The 19,770-nt window shown below is 39.1% G+C and carries 20 protein-coding genes; 19 read left to right on the forward strand and 1 reads right to left on the reverse strand.

The genetic code is table 11. From position 1 onward, the window contains the following. The first annotated feature begins 171 nt into the window (after positions 1-171). From QNH29_RS11015 to QNH29_RS11065, 11 genes are all read left to right on the forward strand, one after another. Complete coding sequence (locus QNH29_RS11015) at positions 172-1,023, forward strand: helix-turn-helix domain-containing protein (protein ID WP_283864814.1); 852 nt, start codon at positions 172-174, stop codon at positions 1,021-1,023. Positions 1,024-1,085: 62 nt separating this feature from the next. Then, complete coding sequence (locus QNH29_RS11020; protein WP_283865599.1) at positions 1,086-2,138, forward strand: zinc-dependent alcohol dehydrogenase; 1,053 nt, start codon at positions 1,086-1,088, stop codon at positions 2,136-2,138. Positions 2,139-2,156: 18 nt separating this feature from the next. Further along, positions 2,157-2,969, forward strand: coding sequence for a sugar phosphate isomerase/epimerase family protein (locus tag QNH29_RS11025; protein ID WP_283864815.1), 813 nt, complete (start codon positions 2,157-2,159; stop codon positions 2,967-2,969). A 58-nt stretch (positions 2,970-3,027) separates the two neighbouring features. After that, a complete protein-coding gene (locus QNH29_RS11030) occupies positions 3,028-3,348 on the forward strand; it encodes an ABC transporter permease subunit (RefSeq protein WP_349654908.1) in 321 nt (106 codons plus the stop codon). A gap of 12 nt (positions 3,349-3,360) precedes the next feature. Next, positions 3,361-3,501: a hypothetical protein gene (locus tag QNH29_RS11035; protein WP_283864817.1), complete on the forward strand. Its 141-nt coding sequence runs from the start codon at positions 3,361-3,363 to the stop codon at positions 3,499-3,501. A gap of 83 nt (positions 3,502-3,584) precedes the next feature. Next, complete coding sequence (locus QNH29_RS11040; protein WP_283864818.1) at positions 3,585-4,763, forward strand: Gfo/Idh/MocA family protein; 1,179 nt, start codon at positions 3,585-3,587, stop codon at positions 4,761-4,763. Continuing rightward, positions 4,760-5,731 (forward strand): sugar phosphate isomerase/epimerase family protein, encoded by a 972-nt coding sequence (locus QNH29_RS11045; RefSeq protein WP_283864819.1) that lies wholly within the window; start codon positions 4,760-4,762, stop codon positions 5,729-5,731. Before QNH29_RS11040 ends, QNH29_RS11045 begins: the two co-directional genes overlap by 4 nt. Positions 5,732-5,850: 119 nt before the next feature. Then, a complete protein-coding gene (locus tag QNH29_RS11050; RefSeq protein ID WP_283864820.1) occupies positions 5,851-6,588 on the forward strand; it encodes a glycerophosphodiester phosphodiesterase in 738 nt (245 codons plus the stop codon). Between the two features lie 65 nt (positions 6,589-6,653). Then, positions 6,654-7,391 carry an MgtC/SapB family protein gene (locus QNH29_RS11055; RefSeq protein ID WP_283864821.1) on the forward strand — a complete coding sequence of 246 codons (738 nt, stop codon included), beginning with the start codon at positions 6,654-6,656 and terminating at the stop codon, positions 7,389-7,391. 359 nt (positions 7,392-7,750) lie between these two features. After that, positions 7,751-9,421: a glycerol-3-phosphate dehydrogenase/oxidase gene (locus QNH29_RS11060; RefSeq protein WP_283864822.1), complete on the forward strand. Its 1,671-nt coding sequence runs from the start codon at positions 7,751-7,753 to the stop codon at positions 9,419-9,421. A gap of 137 nt (positions 9,422-9,558) precedes the next feature. Beyond that, the gene (locus QNH29_RS11065; RefSeq protein WP_283864823.1) at positions 9,559-9,711 is read left to right on the forward strand and encodes a hypothetical protein; all 153 of its coding nucleotides are present in this window, start codon (positions 9,559-9,561) and stop codon (positions 9,709-9,711) included. A gap of 133 nt (positions 9,712-9,844) precedes the next feature. On the opposite strand, the gene QNH29_RS11070 is transcribed toward QNH29_RS11065, so the two are convergent. Then, positions 9,845-10,603, reverse strand: a complete 759-nt coding sequence (locus QNH29_RS11070; protein WP_283864824.1) for an IclR family transcriptional regulator — start codon at positions 10,601-10,603, stop codon at positions 9,845-9,847. A gap of 183 nt (positions 10,604-10,786) precedes the next feature. Between QNH29_RS11070 and QNH29_RS11075 the strand changes: the two genes are divergently transcribed. The 8 genes from QNH29_RS11075 (at position 10,787) to QNH29_RS11110 (ending at position 19,733) form a co-directional block, all read left to right on the forward strand. Beyond that, positions 10,787-11,641 (forward strand): dimethylarginine dimethylaminohydrolase family protein, encoded by an 855-nt coding sequence (locus QNH29_RS11075; protein WP_283865600.1) that lies wholly within the window; start codon positions 10,787-10,789, stop codon positions 11,639-11,641. Between the two features lie 17 nt (positions 11,642-11,658). Further along, positions 11,659-12,420: a dimethylarginine dimethylaminohydrolase family protein gene (locus QNH29_RS11080; protein WP_283864825.1), complete on the forward strand. Its 762-nt coding sequence runs from the start codon at positions 11,659-11,661 to the stop codon at positions 12,418-12,420. A gap of 44 nt (positions 12,421-12,464) precedes the next feature. Continuing rightward, complete coding sequence (locus QNH29_RS11085) at positions 12,465-13,874, forward strand: amino acid permease (protein WP_283864826.1); 1,410 nt, start codon at positions 12,465-12,467, stop codon at positions 13,872-13,874. Between the two features lie 147 nt (positions 13,875-14,021). Next, positions 14,022-15,647 (forward strand): M20/M25/M40 family metallo-hydrolase, encoded by a 1,626-nt coding sequence (locus QNH29_RS11090; protein ID WP_283864827.1) that lies wholly within the window; start codon positions 14,022-14,024, stop codon positions 15,645-15,647. A 140-nt stretch (positions 15,648-15,787) separates the two neighbouring features. Further along, entirely contained in the window at positions 15,788-16,432 is a 645-nt protein-coding gene (locus QNH29_RS11095) for a DNA-3-methyladenine glycosylase (protein WP_283864828.1), read from the forward strand. 101 nt (positions 16,433-16,533) lie between these two features. Then, positions 16,534-17,721 carry a GDSL-type esterase/lipase family protein gene (locus QNH29_RS11100; RefSeq protein ID WP_349654899.1) on the forward strand — a complete coding sequence of 396 codons (1,188 nt, stop codon included), beginning with the start codon at positions 16,534-16,536 and terminating at the stop codon, positions 17,719-17,721. A gap of 128 nt (positions 17,722-17,849) precedes the next feature. Further along, positions 17,850-19,253 carry a threonine synthase gene (gene thrC, locus QNH29_RS11105; protein ID WP_283864829.1) on the forward strand — a complete coding sequence of 468 codons (1,404 nt, stop codon included), beginning with the start codon at positions 17,850-17,852 and terminating at the stop codon, positions 19,251-19,253. A gap of 138 nt (positions 19,254-19,391) precedes the next feature. After that, positions 19,392-19,733 carry a hypothetical protein gene (locus QNH29_RS11110; RefSeq protein ID WP_283864830.1) on the forward strand — a complete coding sequence of 114 codons (342 nt, stop codon included), beginning with the start codon at positions 19,392-19,394 and terminating at the stop codon, positions 19,731-19,733. The last annotated feature ends 37 nt before the right edge of the window (positions 19,734-19,770 follow it).

Consider the following 19,770-nt stretch of genomic DNA (forward strand, 5'->3'; position numbering starts at 1 on the left):
ATTTTCCGTATTTTACCACCTGTAAAACGGTTAAATATCACTTTATTACAAGTCTGTTAATATTTTTGAAAAGTCCATATAATGAATAATGTAAACCTTTTCATAGAGACATAAAAAGTGAAACAAGCATTTTTAAAGGTTGTAACGGATGAATTTAAGGGGGAATGATCATTGCATCCAATAATGGATTATCTTTTGCAAAGTGCAGAACTCTCAATAGTGGAATTTAATATTCATGAAAGAAATGAAATGCAAACTTTTAACCGTACCCTTCCCAGTTATGTCATGTCATATATAAAGAAAGGGGAAGCAAAGCTAAGAATTAGGGATGAAGTATATCCTTTAGCACCTGGGACTGTCGTCATCATTCCTCCCCATATTGAGCATGACCATTACAAAGAAACAAAAGATGAAACCATATTTTTATGGTGCCATTTCACTTACGAAATTGGCAGTGCTTTAGATGTAATGAAAATATTTAACCTCCCGATCACATTTAAACTACAAAACCCTGAAATATTTGAACGGGTTTTTGTAGATTTTGTGGAAATTACAGATTCTCAAGATTTTTTAATTAAAACCATCTTAAAAAAAGCGAAATCCTATGAAATTCTATACTTGCTGCTCGAAAACATTATGAGATCTCAGGAAAAAGTCTTTGAACAGGATCAATCGAAGGGATTCATTTCTATGCTAACCCAAATTGTAAAAAATCCCGAAAAGGAAGTTTCATTAAAAGAATTATCTAATCAGTTTCATCTGCACCCAACCTATATAAGTAATCGCTTTAAAGAATTGTTTGGCAAATCTCCTATTCAAATACAGCGGGAACTAAAAATTGACCGTGCCAAAAAATTATTAAGGTCGACCGAGATGACAGTAACTGAAATCGCATATGAGGTTGGTTTTACAGTAGTCCCGGGGTTTACTAGATTATTTAAGAATTATGTGGGCATATCACCTACCCAATATAGAAATATGAATACAAAATGGAACAGCAATATTTCGGTTGTTAAACAATAGGGGTACCCCCTTTTCTATAGTAAGTAAAAAGAAAAAATCTCTATTTGAGGAGGATCAATATGATAAAACAATTAGTCGCGGTGGCACCGCATAAGGCAGCTATCTTGGAATGTGAGGATCGCACAATAAAAGCAAATGAAGTGAGGGTTCAGGTAAAGTTCGCTTCACCGAAACATGGTTCGGAGCTGGCGGGTTTTAGAGGAGAAAGTCCACACATGGATGAGTATTATGATGAATCTTGGCACACCTTTTTACCACGTCCCGAGACCGATATAAAGGGCGTTAATTTCGGAAATTGGAATCTAGGAAACCAATGGGTAGGCATCATCACTGAATTAGGCTCAGAGGTTGTCGATTACAAGGTTGGGGACAGGGTTTGCGGATATGGCGGGATTAGAGAAACTCATATAGTTAACGCAGTTAATAACTTTTACCTATTAAAAATGCCAGAAGAGATGTCCTGGAAAAGTGCTGTATGTTTTGATCCCGCCCAGTTTGCATTGGGAGGAATCAGAGATGCCCATGTTAGGGCAGGAGATCGGGTCGCAATTATAGGTTTGGGTGCTATTGGACAGTTGGCAGCACAAATGGCCAAATTAGCAGGAGCTAGCTATGTTGCAGTTGTTGACCCGATTGAAAAACGCCGTCAAGTTGCATTACATACTGGTGCAGATGAAGCCTTCGATCCCCTCAATCAGGATGTAGGCTTGGAATTAAAGAAAGCAACCAATAAATTAGGTGTCGATGTTGTCATCGAAACAAGTGCGAATGAATTTGCCCTTCAGCAGTCGTTAAGAGGATTGGCATACGGAGGTACAATCGCATATGTTGGCTGGGCTCGTCCTTTTAAAGGTGGTTTAGATCTTGGCAGAGAAGCCCATTTTAATAATGCCAAAATTGTATTCTCCAGAGCATGTAGTGAGCCCAATCCGGATTACCCCCGTTGGAGCTGGAGACGTATTGAAGAAACTTGCTGGAAAATGTTGTCGGAAGGAATGCTTAATTGTGAAGGCATCGTAGATCCGGTGGTTCCTTTTGAAGAATCTGCGTCAGGATATGAAAGAAATGTAGATTTGTTTCCAGATCAAAGCGTAAAGCTGGGAGTTAAGTTTTAATGAACAGGAGGAAAAATAGTGAAATTTGCCTTGCAGGATAAGTTAACCGGATTAAAAAATTATCAGGAGATTTTTGAGGTGGCTCTAAGCCTTGGCTTTGATGGAGTGGAAATTACCCATTTTGAAGGACCATTAACCAAAGAGACTTCGCGTTCAATTCTTCATGCTTCACATGCAACAGGAATTCAGGCAAGTGCAGTTTGTGGAGGTTATAACCATTGGATTGGGGATTTTGTTGAAACGAATCGACTCGAAGCCGTCCAAGGCATCAAATCATCATTGCAATATACCGCTGAGATTGGTGCGCAAGGCATAATTGCCCCAGCAGCTTATGGGATGTTTTCAAGAAAATTGCCGCCTTTTCATCCTCCGAGAGGTGCGGAAGGGGATCGAAAAGCCTTGCTGGATTCCTTAACAAGAATTGCAGAGGATGCTGAAAAATTTAATGTTAATTTTTTCCTAGAACCCTTGAACCGGTACGAAGATCATATGTTAAACACCGTTTCCCAAGCTGTTTCACTCGCGAAGGAAGTCGGCAGTGACAAGATAAAAGTAATGGCAGACTTTTTTCACATGTCCATTGAGGAATCAAAAATAGAAGAGGCAATATCTTTGTATCATCCTTATATAGGTTATTACCATTTGGCAGACAGTAACAGGCTGGAACCGGGAAAAGGCCACACAGATTTTGCCGAACCTCTTGCTCTTTTGAATAACATCCAATATAAAGGGTTTTTGTCTTATGAATGTGGTTTAAGTGGGGAAGCGCAAAAGTCATTGCTGGAGTCTATTACATTCTTAAAAAACACACAAAAAATAGCCCAAGCTTAAGGGGGATCGTAATCTTAATTTTGGCATCTCTTGCAGATTATGCTTTCGGGAAGTTGAAATTTCCCGGCAAAAATGCACTCTTTTATTTTTTTACTTGGTAATGGTGCCGATTCAGGCGATGATTATTGCCTTATGTTACAACATCCAAGGTATGGGGCTTATCAATACCTTTTGGTCGATGATTATTCCGAATTTCGGTCTGTCGGTGCCTTTCGCCATATTTATGATACGGGCATTCTTTAAAGACCTTCCTGACGAGCTAATGGACTCTGCAAAAACTGAAAGCTGTAACGAGTTTCAAACTTTTTTCCGTGTATACCTTTCTTTGATGGTACCGGCGATCACCTCGTTATTTGTTTTTGAGTTTAAGTGGGCCTAGAATGATTTCTTGTTGCCGTTATTGTTTGTTTACGATGACGCTTACCGAACTTTGCCGCTCGGTTTGATGAATTACTATGGTGCATATACTGATGACCAATCCTTAATCGCCGCAGGCGTAAGTATATCGATTGTACTAATTATTGTTGTTTAGATGATTTTCCAAAGAAAATTGATAGAAGGGATTACGGCAGGTTCCGTGAAAGGATAATTACTGCTCGATGGGAGAGATACAAAATGGAGAAAATAAAGGTTGGAATTATCGGAACTGGGTTTATTGGACCTACCCATATTGAGGCTATTAGAAGACTTGGTTTTGTAGAAGTAATTGGTTTGGCAGAAACCAGTATCGAAATGGCGAAAAAAAAAGCAGCCGAGTTAAACATACCAAAAGCGTTTGGCGATTATCGTGAAATGCTGAAAGACAGTGAGATCCAGGTTGTACACAATTGTACGCCAAATCACCTTCATTTTATGATAAATAAAGAAATTATTTTGGCAGGCAAGCATGTCATTTCTGAAAAGCCGTTGGCGATGAATATTCAAGAGTCGGCGGAATTGTTGGATTTGGCCGAGAAACATGGTGTTGTCCATGGAGTGAATTTTAATTATAGACAACATGCCGCTGTCAAAAACTTGCAAGCAAAAATTGCAAACGGGGACATTGGACAGGTGAACCTTGTACATGGCAGCTATCTGCAGGATTGGTTATTGTATGAAACAGACTTTAACTGGCGTCTTACCCCAGAAGTGGGCGGTAAATCCCGGGCAATTGCCGACATTGGTTCCCATTGGTGCGATACGGTCCAATACGTAACCGGAAAGCGGATAGTGGAAGTTTTCGCCGATTTGGCAACGGTGGTTCCTGTCAGAAAGAAAGCCAAAAATACGATTGCTACTTTTAGTACACAAACTCCGGATGAACAAGAATATGAAGAAATTCCAATCCATACAGAAGATTATGCATCCGTTCTTGTCAGGTTTGAAGATGGTGGAAGAGGAGTCTTTACCGTCTCCCAAGTTAGCGCTGGCCGGAAAAATAGATTAAGTTTTGAAATCAATGGTAGTCAATGCTCAGTTTTCTGGAATCAGGAGGAGCCAGAAAAATTATGGATTGGTCATAGAGATCGAGCGAATGAAACCCTATTGGCGGATCCTTCCCTGTTTACCAAAGAAGCAAGGTCACAAATTCATCATCCTGGCGGACACAATGAGGGCTGGCCAGACGCACTTAAGAATATGATGCTGAATTTCTACTCTTTTGTTCGCGATGGCAAGAGCCTGAAATCAGACAAGCCAAATTTTGCGACATTTAAAGACGGCCATAATTCCATGTGTATCACAAACGCTATCTTGGAGAGTAATGAGCAGCAAAAATGGGTGAAGGTTCAGACTACAAGGGAGGTATATGCATGAAACTGGGAGTATTTACGGTTCTATATCAGAATCTGTCTTTTGAAGTGATGCTGGATAAATTGGCGGAGATGGGCGTGGAGGCAGTGGAATTGGGAACGGGGAATTATCCCGGCAATAAACACTGTAACCCGGATGAATTGCTCTCATCTCCTGAAAAAATTAGGTCTTTCCTACGAGCAATCGAAAGCCGGGGATTAATGATAAGCGGATTAAGTTGTCATGGAAATCCCTTGCACCCTGATAAAAAGTTTGCTAAAGAATCTCACGATGTATGGAGAAAAACAGTTTTGTTGGCGGAACGTTTGAGTGTCCCTGTTGTAAATGGCTTTTCCGGCTGTCCAGGTGATTATGAGGGAGCCAAGAATCCTAATTGGGTTACATGTTCATGGCCGAGGGAGTATGCAGATGTTCTTAACTGGCAATGGAACGAGGTGGTCATTCCTTATTGGAAAGAGGAGGCGAAATTCGCCAAGCTGCATGGAATAAACCAAATTGCTCTTGAAATGCATCCCGGTTTCGTGGTCTACAATCCGGAAACTTTGCTCAAATTAAGAGATTATGCAGGTGAAAACATTGGAGCAAACTTTGACCCAAGCCACTTGTTTTGGCAGGGAATTGACCCGGTTGAAGCGATTAAAACTCTTGGCCGTGAAAAAGCCATCTTCCACTTCCATGCAAAAGACACTTATATGGATCAGGCAAACATTAGAATAAACGGTGTTTTAGATACGAAACATTATGGCAATATCCTGGATCGCTCATGGTCATTCCGTTCAGTAGGATACGGGCATGATGAGAAAATATGGAAGGATATGGTCAGTGCCCTTCGCACTGTAGGATATGATTATGTTCTCTCCATTGAACATGAAGATAAGCTTGCTTCTATCGATGAGGGTCTAAGTAAAGCGATGTTGGCTCTAAAGAGCATCCTGTTTAAAGAGCAATTAACTGAGATGTGGTGGGCATAAAGTAAAGGCCTAAATGAGCACTAGCTTTGGATTGAAAAAATAAAAAAGCAATAAAGAAAGCAGTGAATTTCGTTATGAAATAGCACTGCTTTTGCATTTATAAAAATGGAGGGGTTTTTATGCCATTGTGTATGGCTCACAGGGGTTTTTCGGGGGTAGCACCAGAAAATACCTTAATCGCTTTTGAAAAGGCTTTGGAATTAGATTTTGTTACGTCAATTGAATTGGATGTCCAACTATCCAAAGACGAAATTCCAGTGATAATTCACGACTTTTCGTTAGAACGGACGACGAATGGTTTCGGGTTTGTGAAGGATAAAACGTTCCATGAATTAAGGGAATTGGATGCTGGAAGTTGGTTTTCAAATCATTATGCCGGAGAGAGAATACCAAGTTTGGAGGAGGTTTTAACATTTTTGAGGAACAAAGACTGTTTTATAAATATCGAATTAAAAACAGCTGGCGGCGAATACAAAGGGTATGAACACACTATTATTGATTTGGTTAAGAAATACGATTTGGAAAAAAAAGTTTGTTTGACCTCGTTTGACCATGAAGTCATAAAAAATATTAAAAACATAGAAACGGAAATTAGGACAGGTTTAATTATCGAGGGAAATCCTGTATTGTTACGTGAACAATTGTTAGAGTGCGGAGCTACTATTCTTTCAATTAACGTGAATTTCTTGACTTATGAATTAGTGGAAAGGTTAAAAAAGGATGATATTGACATAGTTACCTGGACAGTAAATGATGCTGCAACGATGGAAAAGGTTATCGGGATTTCGAAGGATATTTATATCTGTACGAATTTCCCTGATAGATATATGGAAACAGTAACAAACATGAATAAATAAATTTGTTAAAGTAATGGTACAGACACATAAGATGAGCCCGATAAAATGAAATAAGGTGAAGTAAAATGGACTTTATAGATTACTATTTTAACCCGAATGATCTCTTGTTCGTGAAGCGTCTGGGGTTATCTGCCCTTCTTGGATGCATGATTGGCTGGGAAAGAGAGTACTCAAATAAAACAGCAGGGGTAAAAACACATCTGTTGGTATCATTGGGAAGTTGTTTGTTGATGCTCTTGTCTATTTATGGTTTTTTGGATTGGATAAACCATCCAAACGTCCGTTATGACCCATCACGTTTAGCTGCACAAGTCATAAATGGTATCGGTTTTTTGGCAGCAGGTGCAATATTGGTTAGACCGAATTTAGTCGTGACGGGGCTAACTACTTCGGCTTCCCTTTGGGTAGCAATGGGAATTGGATTGGCAGTTGGTTCCGGAAATTATTTCATGGCCATTGCAACTACAACACTCGTACTTCTGGTATTAACCATTATCCCGCGTGTTGAGGAGCGGCTTATAAGAAGATCGAGATGGGATTTAGATCTCCTTATGGAGGATAAACCAGGTGTGCTTGGAAAAATTACATCATTTTTAGGAGGACACAATATCAATATATTAAAAATAAATACATCTATCTTAAAAGACTCAGATTATCAAGTTTGTATAAAAATAAAGGTGAAAACAAGAAAAGGATTAGATGATGTCCTTATTGGAGTTCAAAGGATTGAGGGAGTCATTGAGGTATCGAATAATATGGTGGATATTAAAAAGCATAGTCATCTCAAGGCATCCAATCTATGAGAGGCTTGATCATTGTAGAAACTGCTAATTATCAAGATTTAATAAAGCTGAACGGTAGGGATAACTAAGATATAATTTACTTATTAGTGAAAAAAACAGGAGAGCGGAGTCCATTACTACTTCCAAGAAGAAAATTTGTGAGCATTTTAGCAGAGTATAGTTGCACTTTGACTGTATTTTTAAAATACTGAATTTTTATCTTTTCACGATAATTATAAGTTATAATTATAGTAAATTAATATCTGACGGTTCGATATTTGGAGAGACCAAAACGCCAGTTATAGCATTTGCTATAATGCACGTTTGGTCTCTTTTTTTATAGATTGCTAATTTGATGATTCACATAGGAGGAACCATAAATGACATTTTCAGCATTAAAAAGAGAAGATCAGCTTAACATCATATCGAAAGAACAGTATGACCTGCTTATTATTGGCGGCGGCATTACGGGAGCAGGAATCGCTTTGGATGCCTCCCTCCGAGGAATGAAGGTTGCTCTCATTGACATGCAGGACTTTGCGGCAGGTACGTCAAGCCGTTCAACCAAGCTAGTTCATGGAGGATTACGATACTTAAAGCAATTTCAAGTTGGCTTAGTTGCAGAAGTAGGTAAAGAACGGGCAATTGTCTACGAAAATGGCCCACATGTTACCAAACCTGAATGGATGCTTCTTCCCCTCCATAAAGGCGGGACATTCGGTCCTTTGAGTACATCTATCGGTTTACGCCTTTACGATTATTTAGCTGGCGTGAAAAAGTCTGAAAAGAGACGCATGCTTTCACGGGATGAAACCATTTCGAAAGAACCGCTTATAAAAAAAGAAGGGCTCAAGGGTGGTGGCTATTATGTTGAATACCGTACAGATGATGCCCGATTAACCATTGAAGTCATAAAGGCTGCCTACGAAAATGGAGCAAATTTAATAAACTATGTAAAAGCTGAGGAGTTTATTTATCACAATGAAGTGATAATCGGGGTCAAGGCGAAGGATATGCTTACAAACAAGGCAGTAAACATCACAACGAAAAAAGTGGTAAATGCGGGTGGTCCCTGGGTTGATCATATTCGTAAAAAGGATTACTCAAGGAATAACAAACAGCTCCGTTTGACAAAAGGTGTACATATTGTTATCGATCAGGCTGTCTTCCCGCTGCGCCAAGCCGTATATTTTGACACTCCAGATGGACGGATGGTGTTCGCAATACCCCGTGACGGCAAAACCTATGTAGGAACGACAGATACATTTTATGGTGAGAACGCGACTCGTCCCAATATGCTTGAGGAAGACCGTGAATATATATTGAATGCCATGCATTTTATGTTTCCCAAGGTAAAGGTTACACACAAAGACATAGAATCGAGCTGGGCAGGCGTCCGTCCATTAATATACGAAGAAGGAAAGGACCCTTCAGAGATATCACGTAAAGATGAAATATGGGAAGGAGAAAGCGGACTCATTACAATTGCGGGAGGCAAATTGACCGGATACCGGAAGATGGCAGAGTCAGTCGTGGACCTAATTGCAAAACGCCTTGGGGAAGATGGGCAATTTTTTAAAGAATCAAAAACAAAAACATATCCAATTTCAGGCGGCAAAGTCGGAGGTTCTAAAGGGTTTCACGAATATAGTTCCCTTAAAGAACAAGAAGTAATGGAGGCAGGATTCACCAAGGAAGAAGGACGCCGTCTTGTTCAAATGTACGGTTCAAATGTGAATGAAATTTTCCATTACGCAACAACATTCAATGTGTTAGAAAACACAAAATTAACGAAAATCGTTTATTCGCAACTAATGTACTCCATTGAGCATGAAATGGCAGCTACACCTGCGGATTTCTTCATTCGCCGTACAGGTGCCCTATTTTTCAATATCAACTGGGTCCGTACTTGGAAGGATGAGGTACTGTTATTTATGGAGGAAAAATTTAATTGGAATAAGAAACAGACAGCTCTTTATAAAGAGGAGCTCGAAATAGAGCTAAAAGATGCCGTCATACCTGTCGATTTGCAACAAAACAAAGCCATTTGAGGGAGCTCGTGCTCTCTCTTTTTTGCTTTTTAAAAGGGAGAATTAGATTTAACTATATAGGTGAACTAAGTGTGATTTTTATACTAAGATAAACTATGAAATGATTGGTTACATTAATATTCTGGAGGTGATTGTAAATGGCAGATAACAAAAAGAAAAGTCGTTCATCAGAGGCTGAAATACTTGCTAATCAAGCGGAAGCGTCTCGACACCAAGCTGGGTCTTCAGGCAAATATGGAACGGAATTCGCAAGTGTGGATAACAAAGAAACTGGAAAAATTGAACCATAGAAAAAAAGGCACCCGCTCATTGGGTGCTTTGACAAGTCAGCTGCGAATTAAAAATATTAGTGTTAAGTTCACCTGCCAATTACTTGACTTATACTTAAAAGATTCAATCCAAGTGATGATTTTCACTTGGGCTTTATTTATGTTTCGTGTGGATATAAAGTTTATTGCCTAGTTTTGCTGATATACGCAAGCCGTAATGGATAACTTTTTCAATTAATAACTGTTTTTTTTCATCTGTTTGGTTGATGTCAACGTAACCAATACTTAATGCTCCTATTAATTCATTGGAGTGATTGAATATGGGAGCTGCTACAGAGGAGGTGCCTATGGTCCTTTCTCCGTGACTTTCTCCAAAACCTTTTTGCTGAATGGTGTTTAGCTGTTGTAAAAACCAATCCATTTCTTCTTTCGGTACTAACTCACTTATGATTTTTAAAGCATCATCCCTATTCATATGGGCCAGCATGACTTTATTGGCAGCCCCGATATTCATTGGGATTCTAATTCCCAACTGGTCATAAATCCGGATTGGATTATGCGGACAATCAATTCTTTCGACCACTAAAGCTTCCAAGCCAATAGGCTTACTGAAATAAACACTCTCCTCCACTTCATGCATTAAAGACTCCATTTCAGGGCGGATCAGCCCGACAAAATCAAAGGTATCATACATTTGTAAGCCATATTCCAGCCAGGAATACCCCATTGAATAGAGTTTAAGATTCGGATCCTGCTGAATTAATCCATGTTTGATCATGGATTGTAGAAGACGATGCATAGTGCTTACAGGCAAGTCACACTCCTTTGATAAATCTGTAATCGAGAACCAATTTTTAGTATCGCTTTGCGCTAGGACTTTAATTACTTGCATAGCTCGGTCAATTGTCTGCACTTTATTCAACCCCAATCATTATGTTTATGAACTAGGTAAAGAAAGGAATAATTTATTTTTCAGTAAATTCAAAATTCATTGACAAGTATTTCTAATTTTAATAATATCATATTATAAGTTTCCATTAAAAGAAAAAGTTTTCCACTATGCGGAAAAAGGAGGTTAAAAAACTTGTTATCTTCTATGCATAAAAATCTTAACAAGGTAATTTTAAAACATCCAAAGGACGCTTTTATCAGTCAAGAGCACCTAAGAAATGAATGGGAAAAGTTTAATTACATCAATGAACCGGACTACATAAAAGCACAAAATGAATTTGAACAGTTTCATGCGATTATTCGAGAACATGTGGCTGAAATTGAATTTTTACCTGCTTCAGGGACAGTTGGATTAGATTCGCTTTACGCCCATGACCCTGTAAAATTCACGAAAAATGGAGCCATTATTTTAAAATCTGGTAAAAAATTACGTCAGCCAGAGGCAGAGGCTTATAAACAATTTTTACTAGAACAGAAGATTCCTATAGTTGGTGAACTAACAGGCGAGGCGGTAGCTGATGGTGGAGACCTCGTCTGGCTCGATGATCAGACTTTATTGATTGGACGCGGTTATCGTACGAATGATGAAGCCATCCGACAAATCAAGGAAATGACAAAGGAGATGGTTGAAGAGTGTATTGTTGTTCAATTACCGCATGACCAGGGGGAAGAAGAATGTCTTCATCTTATGTCAATCATTAGTATCGTAGATGAGAATCTGGCAGTGGTTTATTCAAGACTTATGCCGGTATTCCTTCGGCAGCTGCTAGTTAAGCGAGGTTTTCAATTAATAGAGGTACCTGATGAAGAGTATCACCGCCTGGGCTGTAATGTTCTTGCGCTCGCACCAAGAGTCTGCGTGATGGTTTCAGGGAATCCGTCAACAAAGGAACAATTACTTGCAGCTGGCGCAACTGTCTATGAATATGAAGGAAATGAAATTTCTTATTTAGGAACGGGGGGACCTACATGTCTTACATGTCCAGTAGCAAGAGGTTAAAAAAGGAGGAGAGTATCATGTTTAAAAATACGATTGTTAAAATACCAAGTGAAAGCTATGTCAATGGGTTAACTACTTCCGATTTAGGAAGACCTAATTTCGAAATCGCATTAGAACAGCATCAGGCCTATATAGACGCGTTGAAAAAATGCGGTACAACCGTAACAATTCTTCCTAGTAATATTGAATTTCCTGACTCAACTTTTGTAGAGGATACAGCGGTATTGACACCTAATTTCGCTGTCATTTCGAATCCAGGGGCACTTTCCCGGAATGGTGAAATCCATGAAATGGAACCTGTACTTAAATCATTCTATGAATCTATTTATTCTATTAAGGATCCGGGAACTCTTGATGGGGGTGATATCCTTCAGATTGAAGATCACTTTTATATAGGAATTTCTGCTAGAACTAACCATGAGGGTGCGTTGCAATTAAAAACGATCCTTGAATTGGAGGGTTACAAAAGTACCATTGTTGAGTTAAAGAAATTCTTCCATTTAAAAACAGGTATTGCTTATTTAGGCAATCAAACGATAGTGGTCGCAGGGGAATTTATTGATCATCCCGAGTTTAACCAATATCAAAAAATAGTTGTTCCACCTGAAGAGGAATACGCAGCAAATTGTATCTGTGTGAATGATTATGTCATTATTCCTGCTGGTTATCCTATAACAAAACAAAAAATTAACGATGCAGGGTATCAGACCATCGAACTCGAAATGTCAGAATTCCGTAAACAGGATGGCGGATTAAGCTGCTTGTCACTGCGATTTTAATTATGTAAAGGGGTAATGCTATTTAAAGAGGGGTGGGAGAGGGAATGGAAACAGTGAATCAGGTAAGTCAGGAAAATCAATTAAATCGATCCATGAAACGCAGACATTTATTTATGCTTTCATTAGGGGGAGTTATTGGAACGGGATTGTTTTTAAATGCTGGTTATACCATTAATCAGTCGGGAGCCGGCGGTGCATTAGTTGGGTATTTGTTTGGCGGGATCATTTTGTACCTGGTCATGGTCTGCTTAGGTGAGCTCGCTGTCTATATGCCAGTCACAGGATCTTTTCAAACATATGCCAGTAAATTCATAAGTCCTTCTGCCGGGTTCTCTTTAGGATGGATGTACTTTATTGGGTCGGCTACTACGGCTGGGGTTGAATTCACCGCCGCTGGGATCCTCATGCAGAGGTGGTTCCCAGATGTTTCTGTTTGGATATGGTGTGCGTTGTTTATATTGTTGTTGTTCGGACTTAATGCTTTAACGACAAGAGGTTTCGCCGAGGCAGAATATTGGTTTGCCGGTATTAAGGTAATTGCTGTAATTTTCTTTATCATTATAGGTGCCGGAGCCATCTTGGGAATTATTCCTCTCGAAGACAGACCTGCACCATTATTGGACAATCTAGCTCCATCCGGATTATTTCCAGCAGGAATTGCCATTCTTTTTGTGACGATGATGAATGTTATTTTTTCTTACCAAGGATCTGAATTAATCGGGATTGCTGCTGGAGAGAGCGAGGAACCTTCAAAGAATATCCCCCGTGCTATTCGCAACGTGTTATTTAGGATTATTGTCTTTTATTTGGCTTCTATTATTATTTTATCTGCGATTTTTCCAACGGAAGAACTCGGTTTATTAGAAAGTCCTTTCGTAACGTTAATGGATCTTGCTGGAATTCCATTTGCACCAGATATTATGAACTTTGTTATCCTGACTGCGATATTATCAGTAGGAAACTCTTGTATCTATGCTTCTACACGTCTTTTGTGGGCCATGGCTCACGAGGGAATGGCACCAAAACGGTTTGGGAGACTTTCAAAACGGAAGGTTCCATTTAGAGCTCTAGTGTTTACGATGATATTCTCACTATTATCACTTTTGACTAGCGTTATTGCTGCAGATACAGTTTTCGTTTTATTAATGTCTGTTGCCGGAATATCCGTGACCATCTCCTGGATTGGAATCGCACTATCTCAGTTAATGTTCCGGCGCAAATATTTACAGGGCGGTGGGAAATTAGAGGATCTGCAATACAAAGTCCCATTTTATCCGCTAATTCCAATCGTATGTATCGTATTTTGCGTATCCATCCTTATATTCCTGGCATTTGACCCAACACAACTAATAGGACTCCTCATCGGACTAGGATTCCTAGCAATATGCTATATATTCTACTACATCAAAAACAAACAAACCAAAGCAAACTCAGAAACGAATATAAACGGATAACATAGGTGAAATAATATTGGTGAAATAATATTGGTGAAATAATATTGGTGACAGGCACCACTCGTGGACAGTGTCCACCTCAGGTGGACACTTCCTCGCCTCAGGCGGGCACTCGTTTATGGAATATTGGTAAAGGGGAATAAATTTATGGAACAACTTAGGTGGGGAACTCCGGATAGGCTGCGGAATTTGTTGTGTGAACTGGTGAGCTGGAAGAGTATGACGTTAACCGAGGGGGAGCGGGAGTTTCCAAGCAAGCTTCGGGCAAAATTACAGGATTTGCAGTATTTTCAGGAGAATCCCGGTTATTTAGGTCTTCATGATGCTGATTTGGGCCGGCGATTCTTAACGGGGTTATATAAGCATCCTTCATCAAAGGATACGATTGTTTTACTGAGTCATTTTGATACGGTAAACACTGAGGAATATGGGGATCTGGAGGAGTATGCCTATCAGCCGGAAGAATTGACGAAATTATTAGTAAATAGAATTGATGAATTAGATGGGGATTCGCATAGAGACCTCCTATCTGGTGAATATATTTTTGGCCGGGGCACAATGGATATGAAGATGGGACTGGCAATGCATATGGGCTTATTGGAAAAAGCTACTGTTGAGAAGTGGCCAATAAATCTCCTGCTGCTCACAGTCCCCGATGAAGAGGTAAATTCATCAGGAATGCGTGCTGCTGTTACGAAACTGCTCGACTTAAAAGATCAATATAATCTCAACTATAAACTTTTTCTGAACGGAGAGCCGGTATTTACCCAAGAACCGGGTGACAGAAGTTTTTATGTTTATTCTGGATCGATAGGAAAAATTATGCCATCTGCGCTCTTTTATGGAAAAGAAACACATGTTGGTGAACCACTCAGCGGCATTACAGCGCCATTTATTGCCTCATTTTTGACTCAGAGAATGGAGTGGAATTTGACGCTGCAAGAAAAAGTGAATGGCGAAACTACACCACTTCCTGTTACTCTTCAGCAAAAAGACTTACGGTTGGAATACTCTGCTCAAACGCCATTTCGTTCTGCAGCATTATATAATGTGTTTTTAATGAAACGGACTGCTGACGAAATTATGGAGATCTTTGAAAAAGTTGCTATTGACGCTGCAAAAGCCTGTAATCAGGCATATAAAGAGGTTTGTTTGAAGCACTCTGTGAAGCCGGTTGGTGAAGTCCGTGTTTTGCGTTACGAGGATTTACAAACATATGCAATCCGTAAATTTGGATTTGATTTTGTGGAGCAAATAAAGGCACAAGTTCAGGCAACTCCTAACTGGGATGATCGTGAAAAATCAATACGAATAGCAGACAGTTTGATGATTGAATGTCAGGAACTGACACCAGCAATCGTTTTACTCTATGCACCTCCTTATTATCCGGCAGTAAATTCATCTGATGATGATCTAGTTAAGAGATGTGTAAAGTTAGTTAGGGAACTAGGACAAAAAAATTTTAATTTACCTGTAAAACAGGTGCATTATTTTAATGGAATCAGTGACTTAAGCTATGTGAACTATCATGATGAGGGGAAAGGCTGGACTGCATTTAAAGCAAATACACCAGTTTGGGGAAGCAGTTACTGTATACCTTTTGATGCTATGACCCAGCTTCGTGCACCTGTATTAAATGTAGGTCCGTTTGGAAAAGATGCTCATAAAAGGACAGAAAGACTGCATATTAAAAGCGCTTTTGAAGAAGTACCGGCTCTAGTTGAGGATATGATAAAAATGATAATCAAAAGCATGTGTCAATCCATTCATTGATTTAAAAAACTGGCACCTTCCGCACAGGAGGGTGTCTTTTACCATTTTCACTGCATTTTTTATGATTAAAAAAATTATATTTTAATTCTCCGAAATAAGGGTAAACCAAAAAGAAAATGCATTATTATGGAGGCATCAGTATGGGTGAAATTCCACAAGACATCGATCCACTATCTCAGGATTTTTATGAACAGCCTACTCTAGAACTGGCGAAGGCATTACTTGGGTGCCTCCTTGTAAAAGAAACTGAACAGGGGTTAGCTGCAGGATATATTGTAGAAACCGAGGCATATATCGGTCCAAGTGACAGAGCCGCACATAGTTACAATAACAGGAGGACGGCTAGAACCGAGGTCATGTTCCAACTTTCTGGACTTGCCTATACTTATCTAATGCATACTCACTGCCTTTTTAATGTTGTCAGCGGCGGTGAAGAAAAACCTGAAGCTGTATTGGTTCGTGCCATAGAACCTCTGTATGGGATTGAGGTGATGAAGAGCAGGAGAGGGTTGGATGATTTGAAAAGTTTGACCAATGGTCCTGGAAAACTTACAAAATCATTGGGTATCACAATGGAAGACTATGGAAGTTCACTTACACTTCCGCCTTTATATATAGCTAATGGTATTTTTCCGGACAGTATTTCCGTTGGGAAAAGGATTGGAATTGACAACGCTGGTGAAGCCAAGGATTATCCATGGCGTTTCTGGATTACCGATAATAAGTTTGTTTCACGACATCAAAAAGCTGAATTTGTCATTCGTTCTAATAAAAACCCCTTTTAATAAAGGTAGTTTAAGATTTATAATATTTACAACAACTTAATTTATTCGACAGACAAAGTAATCGAAGCGTTTATTTAAGTGACCATGTGGAGGGGTGTAGGTTGGCTGAATTTGTTACAGAAAGATATCAGGAAATGATTTCAAAGTCTCTGTTTAGCAAGGGCAATAATAAAAGATTGAAAGCAGCAATGGAAAAAGCAGAAAGAGGCGGCGATGTTACGATTGCCTATATTGGGGGATCGATTACCCAAGGGGCAGGCGCGCAGCCAATACATACAGAATGTTATGCGTATAAATCTTATTTACAGTTTAAAAATATGTTTGGAAAACATGGCGGCGAAAATATCCATTTTGTGAAGGCGGGAGTCGGAGGAACCCCTTCACAGCTTGGGATGATACGGTATGAACGAGATATTTTAAGAGACGGAACCGTAGAACCAGATATCGTGGTTGTCGAATTTGCGGTAAACGATGCAGATGACGAAACGAATGGAGTTTGTTATGAAAGTCTTTGTTTGAAAATTCTTTCCAGGAAAAATAAACCTGCTGTTATCCTGCTATTCAGTGTGTTTGAGAATGATTGGAATCTGGAGGACAGGCTTTCTCCAGTGGGGAAACACTATGATTTGCCGATGGTAAGTGTGAAGGATGCCGTGGTTGAACAGTTCCGCCTGTCAAAGGAAGAAGGTAGCATAATTTCGAAGAATGAATTTTTTTACGATATTTATCATCCTACCAATGATGGTCATACCATAATGGCAGACTGCCTGGGATATCTATTCTCTGAAATTAAAAAATCTATAACAGATAACGACGATATAAATATAGAAAAACCACCTTTGATTGGTAATTATTTTGCTAATGTTCAATTACTGGAAAGAAAAGATAATCGAGACATCGTAAAAATAGAGGCAGGCAGCTTCTCTGATACAGATTATGACTTGCAGATGGCAGAAATGGATGAACATGATGTTCCATCACCGCAATTTCCGTATAACTGGATGCACACAGCCTTATCCGGAGATGTTAGTTTTAAAATGAGGATAAAGAGCAGCAGTCTCATCCTGATTTACAAGGATTCAGCCAGCATCGAGTTTGGGAAAGCAGATATTTTTGTAGATGGCCAATATGTACTGACGGCGGATCCTCATGAAAATAAGTGGAATCATTGCCACGCTGTAATTTTGTTTCAGGAAGAACACACCATGGAGCGTCAAATAGAAATTAAGATGGCCAGTGGATATGAAGAAAAGTGTTTTACGATACTAGGTTTTGGAGTTACGGTGTAAAAAATTAATAGACTATTCACGCAAATTTGTATTAAAATGAAATTTATATATTTAGCTCTATTGAATAACAGTATTCTCCCGCACCAAACCTAGGGCAATAAAACTTATAATATATATTGGAGGCAGCTATGAACTTTGTTAGTACACGCGGCAATGTAAGTAAAATTGGATTTATTGACACAGTCCTAATGGGGCTGGCAAATGATGGAGGACTATTAGTACCGGAGAAAATCCCACAAATTCCTGCAGAAAAGTTAGACGCCATGTCTAAGTTAACGTATCAAGAATTAGCATACGAAATCTTTTCCTATTATGTTGATGGTGAAATTCCAGACCATGAGTTGAAAGAATTAATCGAAAAAAGCTACGCAACCTTCCGCCATCCGGAGGTTACCCCTGTTCAAAAGTTAAAGGATAACATGTATGTATTAGAACTTTTCCACGGTCCAACCTTTGCTTTTAAAGATATTGCGCTTCAATTTTTAGGGAATTTATATTCTTATGTGTCTAAGAAGACAGGGGAGTCGATTCATATTCTCGGTGCTACTTCAGGGGATACGGGGGCCTCAGCGATTGAAGGTGTCAGAGGTAAAGAAGGCATTCGCATTTGTATTTTACATCCATATGGGAAAGTAAGTAAGGTACAAGAATTACAGATGACAACAGTAGACGATAAAAGTGTGTTGAATTTAGCTATCAAAGGAACATTTGATGATGGCCAAAGAATCATCAAGGAATTGTTTGCAGATGTGGATTTTAAAAATAAATATCATATGCGTGCGATTAATTCGATTAACTTTGTACGGATTATGGCGCAAACGGTATATTATTTCTATGCATATTTCCAAGTAAAAAAGGAAGCGGAGTTAAAGACGATTAACTTTAGTGTTCCGACAGGTAATTTTGGAGATATCTTTGCTGGTTATCTTGCAAAGAAAATGGGACTGCCGGTTGGTAAACTCATCGTTGCGACCAATGAGAATAACATTTTAGAAAGTTTTATCAAAGATGGAGTGTACAAGCCTGGAGAATTCCGCAGCACTTTCAGCCCTTCTATGGATATCCAAGTAGCCAGCAATTTTGAGCGCTATCTATATTATCTACTTGGAGAAGATCCAAAGGCCGTTTCGGAAGTAATGGAAAGCTTTAAAGTAGAAGGCAAAATTGTTGTAAGCGGCGATTTGCTTCATAAAGTGCAAGAAGATTTTGCGGCACATGGAGTGAATGGGGAAGAGTGCCTGCAAACTATTAGCAAGTACAATACAGAAACCCGTTATTTATTAGACCCACACACGGCGTGCGGGGTAGCTGCATACGAAAGTTGTAATAATCCAAGTGAGATTTGTGTGACATTATCAACTGCTCATCCAGCAAAGTTTAATGAATCCATTGAGCGTTGCAATATCGAGCAGACATTCCCTGAGGAAATTAATCAATTGTTTAATAAACCGCAGCATCTGGAAGTTGTTGAAGTGGACAAAGATGAAATCGTTCAGCATTTAGAAAAGCTTTTTAGTCTTTCCACAAAATAAGATGAAAATTTTGGGCGCTTTCCTAAAGGAAGGTGCTTTTTTATTATAATAGTCAACCGTCTCAATCGAACGTTAGAAATAGAATATGCTCTCCTACTTTGGATAAAGTAACACTAAAAGAGTAGAAGAGGTGTTAGTTTGAAAGTCTTGGTCATAGGGGCAATTATTTTTGGTGCTATTGTTTTTTCGTTATTACCGATCTTATCAGCACATTTTTTTCAACCAACTTTAAAAGACAGCATTAAATTTAATGTTTATTTTCTCCCTCTTTCATTTATAGGAAACATTATCCTATCATGGGGTTTCATTCAAGGCAGCAAAACTTTTGGAAATACGGTCATGCTTGGTGGTCTTCAAACAGGTGTTTATGCAGTAGTTGTTACATTGTTATCTATTTTGTTTTTACAGCAGAAAATTTCAGTGTATTCCATTATAGGTCTTGTTCTAATTGCAGTTGGTACTATTTTTTTAAATAAGTAAGGAATGAAGCAGCCTGGTTCATACGCAACTAGGCTAT

Origin of the sequence: Neobacillus sp. DY30 (assembly GCF_030123065.1) — a bacterium.
In the GTDB taxonomy this organism is placed as follows: Bacteria; Bacillota; Bacilli; order Bacillales; family Cytobacillaceae; genus Neobacillus.